Source organism: Pseudaminobacter soli (ex Li et al. 2025), from assembly GCF_003012705.1.
In the GTDB taxonomy this organism is placed as follows: Bacteria; Pseudomonadota; Alphaproteobacteria; order Rhizobiales; family Rhizobiaceae; genus Pseudaminobacter; species Pseudaminobacter soli.
The window spans coordinates 208756-225470 of sequence record NZ_PXYL01000002.1 but is presented as its reverse complement, the minus strand read 5'-3'; the positions used below and the strand labels follow the sequence as shown (position 1 = coordinate 225470).

The following is a 16715-nucleotide window of genomic DNA, read 5'->3' as shown; positions in this document are numbered from 1 at the left end:
GCCGGTCGGAGCCATCCAATGCAGTTTTTACCTGACCAACCGGCTTTCTTCGTCAATCCGGAATATCGGCCGATGGCTGGTGGAAGGAGGCCGGTGATCGATCCGGCGACGCTGGAGAGCGTCGGCGCCATCGCTTCCGCCACCGATCACGAGATCGACGCCGTGCTTACTGCAGCCGCCAAGGCGCAGGCGACATGGAAAAAGCTCGACGCCAAGAGCCGCGCCAAACATCTGCATGCCGTCGCCAACGCGATCGAGGCGGCTGACTTCACTGGCTGCGCCGAACTGATGGTGCGCGAGATGGGCAAACCCTATCCGGAAGCGATCGGTGAGATCGCCAATTGCGCGCCGATCTTCCGCTATTATGCAGAGATCGCACGCGACGAGGCCGGCAAGGTGGCGGGCACGACGCAGACAGGCTCATTCCAGTACGCACGCTACGAGCCCTATGGCGTCTCCGTCCACATCATGCCCTTCAACTTCCCGATCCTCTTGATGTGCTGGACGGTGGCGGCCTCGCTTGCCGCCGGCAATGCTTGCGTGATCAAGCCGGCCGAGGCGACGACGCTGTCGACGCTCGACTACATGACGGTCTTCCGCTCGCTGCCCGAAGGTCTTGTCTCCTGCCTGCCCGGAGGCGCCGGTACGGCACAGGCGTTGATCGTCTCGGAGCGCACTCACGCGGTTGCTTTCACCGGGTCGGTCGCTGCCGGCAGGGCCGTCGCGGTTGCCTGCGCCGAGCGCATGAAACCCTGCGTGATCGAGGCCGGCGGTAGCGATCCTTTGATCATCAGCCAGCACGCGCCGCTGGATGTGGCTGCGGCCGGATCCGTCACCGCGGCCTTCCACCTCAGCGGCCAGGTCTGTACCTCGGCCGAGCGCTTCTTCGTCGTCGATGCCGTGCACGACAGGTTTGTCGACCTGTTCGCCGAAAAGACACGCGCGCTACGCATCGGCAATGGGCTGGACAGGAGCGAGATCGGCCCGCTGGTCAGCGAGGCAGCCCGGGCGAAGGTCATGCGGCTGGTCAACGACGCGATTTCACGTGGCGCCAGGGCGGTAACAGGCGGGCGCATTCCGCCGGCACACAACACCGGCTGGTTCTACGAGCCGACGATCCTGACCGGCGTCACGCCTGACATGGCGGTCGTCCGCGAGGAATGCTTCGGGCCGGTCGCCGCGATCTGCCGCGTCAGGGACTTCGATGAGGCGATCAGGCTCGCTAATGACAGCCCCTTCGGCCTCGGTGCTTCCATCTTCACCACCGATCTCGCCGAAGCACATGAGGCCGCCGAACGACTGGAGGCCGGCATGGTCTGGGTCAACAATCCGCTGATCGACAATGATGCCCTGCCCTTCGGCGGCTGGAAGGCCTCGGGCCTCGGCCGTGAACTCGGCCGTCAGGGGCTCGATGCCTTCCGGCGTTCGAAGATGGTGATTATAGACCACAAGCCCGAGATCCAGGGCTGGTGGTATCCCTATCCCGACAGCTGGTTTCGCGACACCGGCGGCCGCAAGCACGTCTGAGGATGCCGGTTGAATGACTTCAGTCGGAAGCCCTGACCTGTTGCGATGGAGAACGCTGCATCAAGGCGTCAAGTGCGTCCAGCACTTCAGCGGGAAAAGCAGCCAGTCGCTCGGGGTGAAAGGCAGAAATTTGCGCATCTCACCTTCCCGGCTCAGCCGTCTTCTCTGAGGGCTCTGGCCAGCGCCTCCACCCTGATGTAGCCGGCCTTGAAGAGGTCGAGCGCCTTAGAAGCAAGGCGCTCGGTCTGTGCGCCGGTTCGAGGTAGCCTACGCTGCAGACGGACACGTTCGATAGCGCGCCGCACGATGTTGAGATGTTCGGGGGTGAATACCTTGTGTTGGCTAGCCATGCGCTTCATCCACAGTCGGGCGAGAGCGTGATGGTCTCTTCCAACCGCCGGCGCCCATACAGTTGGCCGATAGTACTGCAGGCTACGCTCTTTTGGACCGGTGGCAACGCACGTTTTGACCTGGCTACGAAACGCAAGATCGTTGCGCAAAAAAGGGAAACCCGCCGGCTGCCTGGGAGGCGGCGCTGATGCTTGGCAGGGCAGCCGCCAAGCGAGCAAGATGGGAAGAAAATGATACGGCACGCTAAGGCTCAGGGGCTATTGGTGAGGTTTCCGAGGCACTTATGCGCGTGAATTTTCTGGACGCTACCGCAGGAGTTGGCGCAGAATGTGCGTATGGGCAACGGCCGCCCTCGGGGGGATGAAAAAGACCCGGGAGGTTAAAAATGCCGAGCAGCCACGAATACTTATCCCCTTCAGACCTTGGAAAGATCAAGCGGGTGCTCGCTGAGGCACGCTTCCCAATGAGTTCGTCACGAACCAGGGAGGAAGCAGCCCGCTTTTTGATGCGAAAGTTTCAGGAAGGTATGACCGAAGAAGCCCAGTTGGCCGACGCGCTTGAACACTACATCGAACAGCGCGCTGGCTGGCGGATCCTGCCAGGCGGCGATCTGGGAAAGCAGCGCGCGCCCGAGAGATAGGCAGATCGGCCCAAGTTCGGCGAGTGAACCAGGAGCGGCCAGAGGCTCGGTGGTTTCCTGGGAGGACCGTTCACCGAGCCTCGCTAGCCGACAGGTTCGACCGAAGAACTCACGGGCGGCGGCGGCATTTCAGCCTTGTTCCTGGTGGGTGCAGCCGGCATCGTGCTCGGCGTGCTTGCCCTTATCGGGCTCGCTTCGCAAACGCTCACGGCTGCAGCGGTGATCGCGTTTGGCGGCGCGTTGCTTCTGACCAGCAATTCCGTCTGGCATCTCTATAGGGCAAAGCAGGCCTCGTATCGAAACGGTGCCACCCAGACGGTCTCGGCAGCCGAATTCGTCGCTGGGGAAATGGCCGCAGGTTCGGCAGTCCTCCAGTGCCTCTCGGGGGCCGCGATCGTTCTCGGTATCCTCGCGGCAGCGGGAACCAACCCCAGCGTGCTCACACTCGTAGGGCTTCTGATCCTCGGCGCCACAATTCTTATGACCGGCAGCACGTTGAGCGGAACGGTCATGGGCTTCATGGAGCCAGCAGCGACCGGTAAGGGCACGTCTTCGGCACGGTCGCCGGGGGCGGCGAAGTAGTTGAATCCAGCTTTTGGCCGCGATCGGATTGTAGCGGCCCAATTTTTCTGGTTGGCATCATCGCGATTTTGACGGCGATCGAAGTCGGCCATTGGACTGGCGCGCGCGTTGGTGACTAGGGTGATGACCATGTCCTCACGCCGGAAGGCGCATCCACGCCGCCCTGTCGAGATCGAGACCTGCTGGTCTATAGCAAGACCACCTTCGGGAATTCGCCAACGAGATGATCAATGAAAACCCGCACCGATGGCAGTAACCCTTGCCGATAGGGCGTGAGAGCGGTGATGGTGGAGTCGCCCGCGATCCACTCCGGCAACACCCTCCGCAGTATTCCCATCTGGACTTCCTCGCGGCAGACGTAACCTGGGAGCGCGACGATGCCGAGCCCGGCGATTGCCGCTTGCTTGAGACCGATCATGTCGTCGCTGAGCAGGCGCGGGCTCAGGGACATGACCAATTCGGCTCGCGCCTGGCCGATATGGCGCAACCGCCAGACTAACGCGACGCCGGTTCGCATCATGAAAAGCGTTGCATGGTCTTTGAGATCCTGCGGTGCTTCGATCGGGCCATGACGGTCGAGATAAGCCGAGCCGGCAAAGAGGAACCAAGGCGCCGGAGCGAGCGCCCGTTGCACAAGTGTCGAATCCGGAAGCGGGTCCGTATGCGCGCGAATAGCGATGTCGTAATTGTCGCCCACGATATCGACTGTGCGGTCCGTGGCATGCGCAACGAGATTCACCTTTGGGTAGCGGATCAGGAAATCGGCGATGATGTCCTTCAGGCCGAACTGCATTGTCGCCACCGCGGCGGTGCAGCGAATTGTTCCGCTTGGCTCCTTGAGCCGCTGCCGAATGACCGTTTCTGCCTGCTCCGCCTCACGCAACATTGACACCGCGTGCCGATAGAACTCTTGGCCGGCGTCCGTCATGCTGAAGTGGCGCGACGTTCGGTTGAGAAGGTGGACGCCGAAATTGGCCTCGAGCTGCTGCATCCGATGACTCAGCGTCGATTTGGGAACGCGGAGCGCCCGGCCGGCTGCGGTGAAGCCACCGCGATCCACAACCTGCACGAAATAGAAGAAGTCATTCAGGTCAATCACGGGTCACCTCATCATCCAACTGATTGGACGCTGAGTTCGTATAGTGCCGGCTTTTCGGCCAACGGGCCAGACGATAGTTTTAAGGCGTTGGCGACAACTCAGACCTGAAAGCTCAATGTTAACTGCTTTGGCAATCCAGGGTGGTTTCATGGGACGTCCAAAGTTCGCGGCAGTCATGTTTGGCGCCGCTCGCTCGCCAGCCAGCGAAATCCAGAAGTCCGAATCCCAGGAGAAAGAAATGTCTGGTCAAAACCATCCATATGAGCCCCTTACCTCGGAAAACGCCGCGGTTGTCCTGGTCGATCATCAGGTTGGCCTCATGACGGGCGTACGCGACATCTCTACGGGCGAGCTCAAACACAACGTCGTTGCGCTGGCCAAAGCCGCCAAGGCGCTCAAGCTCCCGATCGTCGTGACGACCACGGCGCGGGACAGCATGTGGGGGCCGACCTTCCCTGAGTTGGTCGAGGCCTTGCCGGGTGTCACGATCATCGATCGGTCGTCGGTCAACGCATTCGACGATGCTCACGTGGCCCGCGCAATCGAAGCCACTGGTCGCAAGAAGCTGATTATCGCTGGCATATCGCTCGAAGTATGCGCCGCGCTGCCGGCGATCACCGCCGTCGGTAAGGGACTGGACGCCTATGTGGCTGTCGATGCTTCCGGCACCTTCAGCGAAACGAAGCGCCAGGCCGGTCTTCTTCGCATGGCCAATGCTGGTGTCGTTCTGTCGGATTACGCCACCCTCATGGTTGAGATACTCAAGGACAACGCGCGGCCGGAAGCCGTCGAAGTCTACGGCGCGATGGACATGCCGTGGGCCACGCTCGTCGGTCAGATCGCTCAAGCCTACGGCAAATGATAGCCACGCCGCCGCTTCGGCTGCCGGCATTGAGCGAGACCTTCGCTTGACCACCGATATGCTGGAGCTGTTCGCCCGCTTCAGGCTGAGGATCACGCTGCTTCTCGCCCAGAGGAACAGCCGACCGCCCAAGCCAAGGGTTTGGCTGCGGGGCTTTCCGGGCGGTGGCAGTCCGGCGCCACGGCGCTGGAATGAGAAGGAGACGCCTGGGTTCCGGATCGACGATGCGAATCACCGCCGGCACGCGTGGCAGTTCCTGCGCTACAGGATTTTTGCCAGGAAACTTTTCGTCCGGTTTCTCTGCGGGTTTGAGAAAAGCTCGCTGGGCGGTCCTTCCTCGAGGATGAGGCCATCATCCATGAAGACCACCCGATGGCCCACTTCGCGCGCGAAACCCATTTCATGGGTAACCACGACCATCGTCATTCCCTCGACGGCAAGCGCCTTCATGACCTGGAGCACCTCACCGACCATTTCTGGATCCAGCGCGGAGGTCGGCTCGTCGAAGAGCATGACGTTCGGACCCATCGCGAGTGCACGGGCGATCGCCACGCGCTGCTGCTGGCCGCCGGAAAGCTCGTCCGGGTAGTTCGCCTCCTTCCCCACGAGACCGACCTTGGCCAGAAGCTCGCGCGCGATCCTGTTGGCCTCCGCCGCCGGAATCTTCTTCACCTTGCGCGGCCCGATCGTGATGTTCTCCAGGATGGTCAGGTGCTTGAAGAGGTTGAACTGCTGGAAGACCATGCCGACATGCTGGCGCAGCTTGTGGATGTTGGTCTTGGGATCGGTCAGCGTCATTCCGGCTATTTCGATTTCGCCGCTTGTTGCCGTCTCCAGCCCGTTCAGGCAGCGCAGGAATGTGCTCTTGCCGCTTCCCGAAGGACCGATGACGACGACGACTTCCTTTTCCTCCACATGGGTGCTTATCCCTTTGAGGATTTCATTGTCGCCGAAGGACTTGTGCAGGTCTCTAACGTTTATCAACTTGAAGCCTCCTCTCCAGATAGGACGAGAACTTCGACAGCGAGAATATAAGGATAAAATAGAGCACCGCGATGAGGCCCCAGATCGCAAAGGACGCAAAAGTCTCCGCGATCACGATCTCGCCCTTGTAGACCAGTTCGGCGATGCCGACCGGAGCCAGGAGCGAAGTGTCCTTGATCGTCTGGGCGGCCTGGTTGACCAGCGGTGGGATCATCCGCTTGAACGCCTGCGGCAGGACGATATAGCGCATCGTCTGGAAGCCGTTCATGCCGATGCTCTGTGCTGCCTCCTTCTGGCCCCGGTCGACGCCGAGGATGCCCGCGCGGATGATCTCGGTGACGTAGGCGCCTTCGTTCAGGCTGAGTGTCAGCGCGGCCGCGAGGATCGGATACCACAACTGCCCGAACCATTCGTTGACCGGCAGGATGGCGGGCAGCCCCAGAACGATGAAAAAAAGCTGCACCAGAAGCGGAGTCGATCGGAAAATCTCGACATAGGCGGTGGCGATCCACCGCAGCGGCGCAAACTTTGAAAGGCGCATCAGCGCCGCGATCAAGCCGATGACCACCATCAGGATGATGGCCACGATCGAATACTGGATCGTCAAGCGCAGACCAACCAGGATTACAGGTAGGTTTTGCCAGATGACTTCCATGGACCGTCCCCCGAATTATCCTTCTCTCGCATCAATCGACGAGAAAGCACGCGGAGCCAATCTCGTGCCGCGCACTTTCCGGGCCCGATCCGGCACAGCCGTCGGTTCTCGATCGGGTGCCGGACTAATCCTCAGTCCTTGACCGCGACGGAGGCCGGCTTCTCCACGCCTTCGACCGCACCGCTCAAATCGCCGCCGAAATATTTGTCGAAGAGCTTCTTGTATTCTCCGTTCTCCTTGATCTTGGCCAGGCCGTCATTGAGCTTGGCGACGAGCTCGGGCCTTTTCTTGCTGACGGCGACGCCATAATATTCGCCCGTCAGAAGCGGACCCACAGTCTTCACGTTGGGGTGCTTGGTCTTGAAGTCGATGTTGACCGGATTGTCGAAGATGACCGCGTCGGCCCCGCCGGTCTCGAGTGCCTGATAGGCAGCGTCGATGCTCTGGAACTGCTTGATATAGTCGGACGAGAAATTGTGGTCGGTGAGATAGTCGACCGAGGAGGTGGCCTTCTTGGTGGCAACCACATGGCCCTTCAGATCGTCGAAACCTTTGATGTCGGAGTCCTTCTTGACCAGGATCGAAAGTCCGGACTTGTAGTAGGCGTCGCTGAAATCGACATTCTGCATGCGGCTGGACTTGATCGTGATCCCGGCGACGGCCGCGTCGATCGAGCCGGCCTGCAGGCTGGGGATGATCCCGTTGAACGGCAGCGTCTTCAGGGTGAGCGTCATGTTCTCGGCCTTGGCGATGGCCTTGATCATGTCGATGTCGAAGCCGGTGACCTCACCGTTCGTCTCGGTCTCGAAAGGTGGGAAGGTGGTGTCCGCGCCGACGACGATGTTAGTCGCGTCCTCTGCCGCAATTGCCGCGGACGGCGTACCGAACGTAAGCATGAGGCCGGAGGCAAGCGACGCGGCAAGCGCTATGAGCGATTTGTTCTTCACGGCTATCTCCTTTCAGCGGGCGTTGATCAGCTTTGAAACGCGCCGACAATCGAGAGTGGTATGTCGTTCAATCCACCCCTAGCCCGTGTGGGAATCTGGACCTGCAGGTATCCAGCGTCAAGTTTTGGCGTGAGAACGAACGGCATCAGTGGTGATGACGGTCTAGTCGTTGAATGCGCCTTGCGGACTGCTGTTTTCCGCATGGCTCAATTCCATGGTATATGGCCGCCATGAATTCGTTATCAGATGCATTTCCCGTCTATAATCCGCCGCTGGAGCCCTACGTCACGATCCTCCATCGCGACGCAGACCTTCTCGTGCTCGATAAGCCGAGCGGTCTTCTTTCCGTGCCCGGACGCCACCCTGCGCTCGCGGACAGCCTGGCGACGCGCGTTCAGGAAAAGTTTCCCCAAGCCCTGATCATTCATCGACTGGACAAGGACACGTCCGGCTTGGTGCTGATGTCGCTCAACCGCAAGGCTCATGCCGCTGTCGCGGCGCAGTTCGAGGCGCGCACCACCCAAAAGTCCTATGTGGCCGAGGTCTGGGGCCGCATCGAGGATGAGGAGGGGCTGGTCGACCTGCCTTTGGCTATCGACCCAAACAACAAACCCCGACATCGCGTCGACCACGAGCACGGCAAGCCCGCGCAGACGCGCTGGCGCGTTCTCGGATACGGCGAGAACACCACGCGCCTGCGCCTTTTCCCGTTGACCGGACGCACACATCAGCTACGCGTGCACATGAAGGCGTTGGGTCACGTAATCCTGGGCGACGAGTTCTATGCGGACGGCGCGGCCCTGACGGGCGCAGACCGCCTGCTTCTACACGCCGAAGAACTTAGCTTTCGTCATCCCCGCGGCGCGGTCGTCACCTTCAGCGCCCCCGTTCCCTTCTGAGAGCGACGATGACGCAGAACGTCGACACAACATCCCTGATCGTCGATTTCGTCGGCGGCGCGATCGGTCACCGTTTTCGCTCTGGCGAGGGGCGTGGGCAGGCTCTGGCGAAAGCCGCAGGGTTTTCGCCAGGCGTCATGCCGGAGATTGTGGACGCTACCGCCGGCCTCGGACGTGACGCGTTTTTCTTGGCATCGCTTGGCGCGCACGTCACCCTCGTCGAGCGCTCGATGACGATGCATGAACTCCTTGCCGAAGGGCTCGAACGCGCCCGGGCGCAGGGGGGGCGGTATGCCGAAACGGTTGCGCGGATGACGCTGATCCATGGCGACTCATGCGCCCTGCTGCCTCAATTGAACCCGCAGGTGGTATTGGTCGATCCGATGCACCCGCCACGTAACAACACGGCGCTGGTGAAGAAGGAGATGCGGCTGATCCGCGAAATCGTCGGCACCGATCCCGACGCGACGCAACTCATGCAGGTCGCCTTGGAGACCGCGCGCAACCGAGTGGTGCTCAAGTGGCCCCTGCGTGCGGAGCCGATGCCAGGGCTCCCCAAACCGTCCCATCAGATCTTGGGAAAGAGCACTCGTTACGACGTCTTCGTGAAAGCCAAGATCGTGAAAACAACCTGATCGGGTGAGAAAGCCAGCACTGCGATGCGCAATCGCCACGACCAGATCTCGCCCAGCTTGTCCGCTGAAAGAACAAGCAGGTGCCTCGGAGCTTATCTCAGTCCCTCGCAGCCCCCCTCAGCTAGTCGTTTCCGAGTCGTCCTAGGAACTCGGTGAGCATCGCGGATACCTCCGACGGCCGCTCCTGCGGCAGCCAGTGCCCCGCGCCGGGCAGGATGTGCGATCCGCGCAGGTCCGGAACAAGGCTGGGCATGGCCGCGATGATCTGGTCCATACCGGGAATGGTCAGCCCTGTGTCGCGCTCGCCGATCATGAACAGCGCCGGAATGGCGATCTTCGCCCCGGCCATGGCCTGTTGAAGTTCCCAATTGCGATCCAAGTTGCGGTAATAGTTCAGGCCGCCCTTGAAGCCCGACGTCCGGAAGGCCTCCACGACGCGATCGAAGTCCGCGGCGGGGAGCCACTCGGGAAGCGCCGCCGGATCGGGTAGGCTTACAAGCAATCCTGTGCTGCGGTTAACCATGCCGAAAGGATTGGGCGTTCCGTCTCCGGGCTTTCGCGATCCCGCCTCTCCGCTGGCGGCGAAGAGCAGCTTCCGGAGCGTGCGGCGCGGGTCGGCCTCGAACTCGGCCTCCGCGACGCCGGGTTCCTGGAAGTACAAGGTGTAGAACAGCGCCTCGTCGTTCTGGGGAAAGATTTGCGTCGGAGGTACCGGAGGCTGGCCCATCATCGGCACGCTTAGAGCCGCGACAGCCCGAAATCGGTCGGGGCGCAGAAGCGCCGCCTGCCAGGCGATCGTGGCACCCCAGTCATGCCCGACAATGACGGCCCTTTCCTCACCCAGGGCGTCCAGGAGCGCGACCATGTCGCCCACGCAGTGGTAGACAGTATATTGGTCGACATGTGCCGGGATATCCGTCTTCCCGTATCCTCTCATGTCCGGCGCCACGGCGCGGTAGCCCGCCTCCGCGAGAGCGGCGATCTGGTGTCGCCATGCATGTTTCGTCTCAGGGAAGCCATGGCAGAGCAACACGAGAGGACCAGACCCCTCGTCGAGAACGCTCATGTCGATCGTGCGCGTCTGGATGTTCTTTTCGTTCATGACGGTCTCCTGAGGGACTGCCCCGACCTGCGGGGCGGTAAGGGCCAACGCCGCCGAAGCGAATAGAAATTGGCGGCGATGCATGGATGTTCCTTTCAATCTGTAACATTTTAGGTTACAGAAAAAACGAAAGTCAAGATAGCGTAACTTGAATTGTTGCGGAAAGGCCTGCAGATGAAAAGCGACGGTCGGCTTGCCCGGATGCTGCATGTGCTCGTCCACATGGCCTTGCTCGGTGGCAAGGAAACATCAGAGCGGATCGCGCAGATGCTCAACACCAATCCGGTAGTCGTACGCCGGACGCTAGGCGCGTTGCGTGACAACGGGATCGTCGAATCCGAAGGCGGCCGCGGTGGCGGTTGGAAGATGTCCAAGACCTTGGACGACATCACCGTCCTGGATGTCCAGCGCGCCCTTCACAAGGGGACGATCCTGTCGGCGGGGGTTTCGCACGACCATCCCTCCTGCCCTGTCGAGCGGGCATCGAATGCGGTTCTCGAATCCGCCCATGCCGCCGCCGAAGCCAAGCTGCGCGAAATCTACGCCACCACGACGCTCGCGGAGATCGCCCGTATCGCAGTCGCCTCCGGAGGCGAGCAGGCGGCCAACTAGGAAAGACAGCGTCCGTGGTGAGACGAATTCACCACATCGGCTATTGGCGGTACACCGCCCCATAGCTCGGGGGCCGAAATCTGCCGATCTGTTTTCGAATCACATTTGGCAAACGATCCAAGTCGGCCGTAACAACGAAGTGCAGCCTTAGGATCGGGTCCGCTCTGGCGGTCAGGACTGCTTGAAGGATCATTGTCACCGTGCGACCTTCAGGCACCAAAAGGGAATCGGCGGCAGGGGCAATTCAGTGCGAAACGTAATCTCCCAGCTGCTGAGGGCGTTGGGCCTTGCCGCGGTGATTGCCGCTTCGGGATGCGTCGTCGTCGACACCTCTCCGATAAACTTTGTCAGCAACGAGCCGGGCGCCCCGTCGCCGGCCTACATCCCCGATGCCACCGATGACGGCTCGACGGTGTTGGCACTGTCGTTTTCAGGAGGCGGTACACGGGCGGCCGCTTTCGCCTACGGCGCGCTTTCGGAGCTCGACACGCTGACCATCGACGAATTTCCCATCAAGCGCACATTGGTCGACAATGTCCGAACCGTCGCCGGAACGTCTGGCGGCGCCGTCCTGGCCGCCTATCTCGGTTACAGGGGGAAAGATGACTACCGGGATTTCCGCGAACGGTTCCTGTATCAAAACGCCGAAGCCAGCATGGCCACCAGCGTCTTGCCCGGCACTCTGGTCAAGGTGGCACTCCGTGGCGGGGCCAATGATCGAAACAGCTTCGCCCGGTGGCTGGATGAAAACCTTTTCGATCGGGCAACCTACTCGGCATTTGGCAAGCCAGGCAGGCCGCTCGTCTGGGTAACCGCCTCGGACATATACAACAACACGCCGTTTCTCTTTACCGAAGACACGTTCGCCGCCCTGTGCAGCGACATCAGCCAGCTCAAGATAGCCGAGGCCGTTGGGGCGTCCGCCGCGATTCCAGTGGTCTTCGCGCCGATAATCCTCCAGGCGCCCAAGAACAATTGCGATTACCACCGCCCTCACTGGCTGGAGCGGGCTTTGAATACGGACAACCCATCGATCCGGCTACAGGCCTATGCCCGATCGTTGGACTCCTACCAAGCTGATCAAAATCTCAACTTCGTCCGGCTGCTCGACGGTGCACTGACAGACAACCTTGGCATTACCGGCCTCACGCTCGAACTGGCAAAAGCGGATAGGCCGTATGCGCCGCTGTCGCCGCAACAAGCTGTGAGGCTTCGCAATTTCGTCTTCATCGTTACCGACGCAGGCAGGTCTATCCCGTACAAGTGGGGTGAGACGCAGCAAGCACCTCATCTGGGAAATATCGCTCGGGCCGTATCGGACACCACGATTGCTTCGGCAAATAGGAGCGGGTTCGACGCGGTCGACCTTGCCCTGAACCAATGGCAGGAAGCACTGATCCACTACCGGTGTGGCCTTCCGCGCGGACAGGTGCTGAAGCTCCGCGGAACCCTCGTCGGATGGGACTGCCGAGACGTGTCAGTCACTACCGAGTACCTTTCGTTCCGCGACGTTGATCCGGACTCTTTCGCCCGCCTCAACAAGGTGCCCACGCGGCTCAATCTGGCCCGCGACGAAGTCGATCTCGCCATCGAGGCCGGCAGGCAGGCGGTCCGCAACAATCCCAACATCGGGAAAATAGCGCAGGAAACCCGGAAGGGCGCACTAATATTCGACGCTATCGAAGCAAGGCAGGTCCCAGGGCAGTGATTTGGTCACGATGCCGCCAACAACCCCCACGCTCAACGGGGCCATCCGTGGTTAGGCATCCCGCCGCCCCCTCGTCATGCGTGCTCGGCGATCACCGCGAGGAAGGCGGGGCCGTAGCGGTCGAGCTTGGCTTCGCCGACACCAGGCACGTTCGCCATCTCGGCGCGCGACCCGGGACGCGCCGCCGCCAGCTCGATCAGGGTCTTGTCGTGGAAAATCACATAGGGCGGCACGTTCTGCTGGCGCGCTATGTCCGTGCGCTTCCGCCGCAGTGCCTGGAACAGGTCATGATCCGCATCGGTGACGGCGGACTGTGCGGCACTGCGCGCGACCTTGCCACGCTTGGCGCGCGGTGGCGCCGGCACGCGCAGCATCAGCGTCGGCTTATCGCGCAAGAAGTCGCGGCCGCCGGGCGCAATCGACAGGCCGCCATGGCCGGTAAGATCGACGTCGACGAGGCGTAGCGCGATCAGCTGGCGCAGGATTGCCCGCCAAGTGCGGTTGTCGTGCTCGGTGCCGATGCCAAAGGTGGAGATGCGGTCATGGCCCAACTGGGCGATGCGCTCGTTTTCCACGCCAAGCAGCACATCGACAATATAGGCTTGCCCGAAACGCTCACCGGTGCGGTAGATGCACGACAGAGCCTTTTGCGCCGCAATGGCGCCTTCGAACAATTTTGGCGGCTCCGCGCAGGTGTCACAATTGCCGCACGGCTCGCAATGGTCGCCAAAATAGGACAGCAGAACCTGTCGGCGGCAGCCCGCCGTCTCAGCCAATCCCAGCAGCGCATCGAGTTTCTGCCGCTCCATGCGCTTGCGCTGGTCGGGCGCCTCCGACTCTTCGATGAAACGGCTGCGCAGCGCGATATCCTCGTAGCCGTAGAGCATCAGCGTATCGGACGGCAGGCCGTCGCGCCCGGCGCGACCGGTCTCCTGATAATAGGCCTCGATGCTGCCTGGCAGGTCGATATGGGCGACGAAGCGCACGTCGGGCTTGTCGATGCCCATGCCGAAGGCGACGGTAGCGACCATGATGACCGCCTCGCCATGCTGGAAGCGCATCTGGTTGGCCTCGCGCGCCGCCTTGTCCATGCCGGCGTGATAGGCAAGCGCATCGTAGCCAAGGCCCTGGAGCCAGGCGGCGGTTTCCTCGGTTCTGCGTTTCGACAGGCAGTAGACGATACCGCTCTCGCCCTCGTACCGCTTGAGGAATTCCCTGAGCTGCGCGCGCGGATTGTCCTTTACCTCGATGGCGTAGCGAATGTTGGGCCGGTCGAACCCGGCGATGAAGGCGTCCGTGTCGGCAATAGTGAGATGCGACAGGATTTCCACGCGCGTCGGCTCGTCCGCCGTGGCCGTCAGCGCCATGCGCGGGGTGCCGGCAAAGCGCGCCACGACCGCGTCGAGCTGACGATAGGAAGGACGGAAATCATGCCCCCATTGCGACAGGCAGTGCGCCTCGTCGATGGCGATCAGCGACAGTTTCACTCCATCCAGCAGTTCCAGCACGTCCGGCCGCAGCAGCGTTTCGGGTGCGACATATAGGAGGTCGAGCGCGCCGGCGCGGATGTCACGCCACAGGGTGCGGCGCTCGTCGGGCGAAAGGTCGGAGTTGAGCGCGGCCGCCCGCACCCCTGCCTGCCGCAACGCCGTCACCTGATCGGCCATCAGCGCCAGCAGGGGCGAAACGACGAGACCCATGCCGGGGCGAACGATCGCGGGAATCTGGTAGCAGAGCGACTTGCCGCCGCCCGTCGGCATCAGCACGAAAGCGTTATTGCCGGCGATGACATGCTCGACGATGTGCGCCTGCGGTCCCCTGAACGCATCATAGCCGTAAACGGTCTTGAGGATTTCGAGGGCGGTGGCGGTCATCGGCGGCAGCACGGAGAATCATGGAAATGTCCTTCATAGCAGCTTCGCCGCGATAGCGATCATCGATGCGCCTTTTTGTCCGTCGCCTTGCAATTGGCGCACTGCGGCTTGCTCCGTCGAGTTAACAAGACGCCTCGAGGCCGGGAATAAATCCCTGCCGAAACCAGTCTCCTCATGGCGATCCCTTTGAAATCGCAGGAGACGGTGTGCTCGCATATGTTTTCCTCTTTTGATCGCATAGGAGCGAACCGATGCAATCCCGGCTGACGAAACGCGGAAGTGGACGTGAACTGGCCATTGTGTTGCATGGTCCTCATGGCCGCCCTGAAGAAATGCAGGGAGTTTCTGCGGCGATCGGGGAGCGATCCGAGGATATCGACATCCTTGCACCTGTTTTGCCTTATGGCGGCTTTTTCGGCCTGTTCAGGACTACTCCAGTCGAGCAGATCGTTCGCGATGTCGTCGAAGAAATCGACAAGGCGCTCGCCGATCGCGAGAGGCGGGGCGACGGCGGCGTTTACGAGCGTCTCATTTTGGTCGGCTACAGTTGCGGGGCTGTGATCGCCCGCAAGATCGCCATAGTCGTGCACGGCGAGACCGCCTCGGCCCCTTTCGTAGAGGACTTGAAATGGCTCGAACGGACATGGGCCGGAAGCATTGAGCGGATCATTCTGCTGGCAGGAATGAGCCGCGGATGGGCGCCTGAAATCGCCCGCGATTGGTTGCAGTCGGCATTCTGGACGCTCGGCTCCTGGTATTGCGCGATCGTCGCGATGCTCCGGCTGCCCATCCCGACCTTGTATGCCATGCGGCAAGGCCAGCCGTTCATTGTCCAAACACGCCTTGAATGGCTGGCCCTGATGAGATCGAGCCGGCTGGTGGAAAAGCGTGCGGCCCGCGCTCGCGAACTGCGCTGTCGAGGGGGCCGATTTTCCACCTGCGAGGCTGTGCCTCCGATTTTCGTGGTTCAGTTGCTCGGCGCTATTGATGATCTGGTTTCGCCGGATGATGCGGTCGATATCGTTGTCCACAAGGGCGACAACGCGTCCTTTGTGCTGATCGAGACGCCGGACACCACGCACCATGGCGCCATAAATATGCGCAAGCCGGACAAGGACCAGCGCGAAATGCTTGAGGCCGCGCTCGGCAGTGATTTGGCGCCGGACGCCAAATCCCTCGCGGATATCTGTCGAGAATTCGCTCTGGGGGATCAGGCGCGTTTCCTGTTGCTGGCGAAAGCCGCCGGCGACAGTCATGACTGTCTCGGAAAAATCGCCGTCGCCCGCGCCCATATGGCCGATACGCTACCCGCTACGCCTGACGACATGGTCACCGACGTCGTTTTCGTGGTCCATGGCATCCGCGACAAGGGATTTTGGACCCACAAGATCGCCCGCGCCGTCAAACTGGAAGCCGAGCGCGAGCAGCGCGTGTTTCGCTCCTTCACGGGAACCTACGGCTATTTCGCGATATTTCCTTTCTTGGCGCCGTGGGTCCGCCATTGGAAGACGGGTTGGCTCATGGATCATTACGTGTTGATGCGCGCCCTCTATCCTGAAGCCAAGTTCTCCTATGTCGGACATTCGAACGGCACATATCTCCTTGGGCACGCCCTGCTGCACTATCCGGCGGCGAAATTCCATCGTGTCGTTTTTGCCGGCAGCGTCGTGCGTTGCGACTTTCCCTGGAATGCGCTCTTGCCCGACAAGTCAGCAAGCATGCCTGGGCAGGTCGACAAGGTTCTCAATTATGTCGCCACCCAGGATTGGGTCGTCGCCATTTTTGCCAAGGCGTTTCAGGCATTCCCGGCAATGTTCGACATCGGAAGCGCCGGATACGACGGTTTCGACGAATATCGGCGGGAGACGCGCCATCCGAACCTGCACGAAGCCAAATTCGTCGTCGGAACACATGAAGCCGGCATTCGCGAAACCCATTGGAACGACATTGCGCGATTCATCGTGAAGGGCGAACCGCCGACCAGCGACGCGCCTCGCGAGGCGCCGCCCGAATGGAAAGCCGTTCAGCCCAGGCTGCTGCGTTTGGCGAGTTCTGGAGCACCGGCGCTTTTGGTCGTTTGGGCGTTGCTGGGCGCTCTTTTCATATGGTCGCTCGCCACGATCGCATGGGCGGCTTGGCTCCCGGTGCTTTATTGTGCGGCCGTTTATCTCCTCATCACGCGATTCTGAAGAGCTGAAGCAACCAGGCGGACAAAAACGCGGAGGTCGGGTGCCTCGG

16 protein-coding genes are annotated in these 16715 nt (G+C 61.4%); 9 read left to right on the top strand and 7 right to left on the bottom strand.

Annotated features, from left to right (window positions below; genetic code table 11):
- Positions 1–18: 18 nt before the first annotated feature.
- Positions 19–1527, top strand: a complete 1509-nt coding sequence (locus tag C7I85_RS04660; protein WP_106722776.1) for an aldehyde dehydrogenase family protein — start codon at positions 19–21, stop codon at positions 1525–1527.
- A gap of 152 nt (positions 1528–1679) precedes the next feature.
- Here C7I85_RS04660 and C7I85_RS04655 read toward each other — a convergent pair whose 3' ends face one another.
- A complete protein-coding gene (locus C7I85_RS04655) occupies positions 1680–1877 on the bottom strand; it encodes a hypothetical protein (RefSeq protein ID WP_146148835.1) in 198 nt (65 codons plus the stop codon).
- A gap of 386 nt (positions 1878–2263) precedes the next feature.
- Here C7I85_RS04655 and C7I85_RS04650 point away from each other — a divergent pair, with 386 nt between their 5' ends.
- Entirely contained in the window at positions 2264–2518 is a 255-nt protein-coding gene (locus C7I85_RS04650) for a hypothetical protein (protein ID WP_106722774.1), read from the top strand.
- A 135-nt stretch (positions 2519–2653) separates the two neighbouring features.
- Entirely contained in the window at positions 2654–3100 is a 447-nt protein-coding gene (locus C7I85_RS04645) for a hypothetical protein (protein ID WP_106722773.1), read from the top strand.
- Positions 3101–3287: 187 nt separating this feature from the next.
- On the opposite strand, the gene C7I85_RS04640 is transcribed toward C7I85_RS04645, so the two are convergent.
- Positions 3288–4199 carry a LysR substrate-binding domain-containing protein gene (locus tag C7I85_RS04640; protein WP_106722772.1) on the bottom strand — a complete coding sequence of 304 codons (912 nt, stop codon included), beginning with the start codon at positions 4197–4199 and terminating at the stop codon, positions 3288–3290.
- Between the two features lie 115 nt (positions 4200–4314).
- On the opposite strand from C7I85_RS04640, the gene C7I85_RS04635 reads away from it, so the two are divergent.
- Complete coding sequence (locus C7I85_RS04635) at positions 4315–5061, top strand: isochorismatase family protein (RefSeq protein WP_245444808.1); 747 nt, start codon at positions 4315–4317, stop codon at positions 5059–5061.
- Between the two features lie 261 nt (positions 5062–5322).
- Here C7I85_RS04635 and C7I85_RS04630 read toward each other — a convergent pair whose 3' ends face one another.
- The 3 genes from C7I85_RS04630 to C7I85_RS04620 form a co-directional block, all read right to left on the bottom strand.
- Complete coding sequence (locus C7I85_RS04630; protein WP_106722771.1) at positions 5323–6045, bottom strand: amino acid ABC transporter ATP-binding protein; 723 nt, start codon at positions 6043–6045, stop codon at positions 5323–5325.
- Positions 6032–6700 carry an amino acid ABC transporter permease gene (locus C7I85_RS04625; protein ID WP_106722770.1) on the bottom strand — a complete coding sequence of 223 codons (669 nt, stop codon included), beginning with the start codon at positions 6698–6700 and terminating at the stop codon, positions 6032–6034. Before C7I85_RS04625 ends, C7I85_RS04630 begins: the two co-directional genes overlap by 14 nt.
- A 131-nt stretch (positions 6701–6831) precedes the next feature.
- The gene (locus tag C7I85_RS04620; RefSeq protein WP_106722769.1) at positions 6832–7647 is read right to left on the bottom strand and encodes a transporter substrate-binding domain-containing protein; all 816 of its coding nucleotides are present in this window, start codon (positions 7645–7647) and stop codon (positions 6832–6834) included.
- A gap of 221 nt (positions 7648–7868) precedes the next feature.
- On the opposite strand from C7I85_RS04620, the gene C7I85_RS04615 reads away from it, so the two are divergent.
- The gene (locus C7I85_RS04615) at positions 7869–8546 is read left to right on the top strand and encodes a pseudouridine synthase (protein WP_428832818.1); all 678 of its coding nucleotides are present in this window, start codon (positions 7869–7871) and stop codon (positions 8544–8546) included.
- A gap of 8 nt (positions 8547–8554) precedes the next feature.
- Positions 8555–9181, top strand: coding sequence for a class I SAM-dependent methyltransferase (locus C7I85_RS04610; protein ID WP_106722768.1), 627 nt, complete (start codon positions 8555–8557; stop codon positions 9179–9181).
- A gap of 121 nt (positions 9182–9302) precedes the next feature.
- On the opposite strand, the gene C7I85_RS04605 is transcribed toward C7I85_RS04610, so the two are convergent.
- Positions 9303–10283 (bottom strand): alpha/beta fold hydrolase, encoded by a 981-nt coding sequence (locus tag C7I85_RS04605; protein WP_106723075.1) that lies wholly within the window; start codon positions 10281–10283, stop codon positions 9303–9305.
- 174 nt (positions 10284–10457) lie between these two features.
- On the opposite strand from C7I85_RS04605, the gene C7I85_RS04600 reads away from it, so the two are divergent.
- Entirely contained in the window at positions 10458–10895 is a 438-nt protein-coding gene (locus C7I85_RS04600) for an Rrf2 family transcriptional regulator (protein ID WP_106722767.1), read from the top strand.
- 247 nt (positions 10896–11142) lie between these two features.
- Positions 11143–12603 (top strand): patatin-like phospholipase family protein, encoded by a 1461-nt coding sequence (locus C7I85_RS04595; protein ID WP_245444807.1) that lies wholly within the window; start codon positions 11143–11145, stop codon positions 12601–12603.
- Positions 12604–12677: 74 nt separating this feature from the next.
- On the opposite strand, the gene recQ is transcribed toward C7I85_RS04595, so the two are convergent.
- A complete protein-coding gene (recQ, locus tag C7I85_RS04590) occupies positions 12678–14477 on the bottom strand; it encodes a DNA helicase RecQ (RefSeq protein WP_106722766.1) in 1800 nt (599 codons plus the stop codon).
- Positions 14478–14728: 251 nt separating this feature from the next.
- On the opposite strand from recQ, the gene C7I85_RS04580 reads away from it, so the two are divergent.
- Entirely contained in the window at positions 14729–16666 is a 1938-nt protein-coding gene (locus C7I85_RS04580; RefSeq protein ID WP_146148834.1) for a hypothetical protein, read from the top strand.
- Positions 16667–16715: the final 49 nt, after the last annotated feature.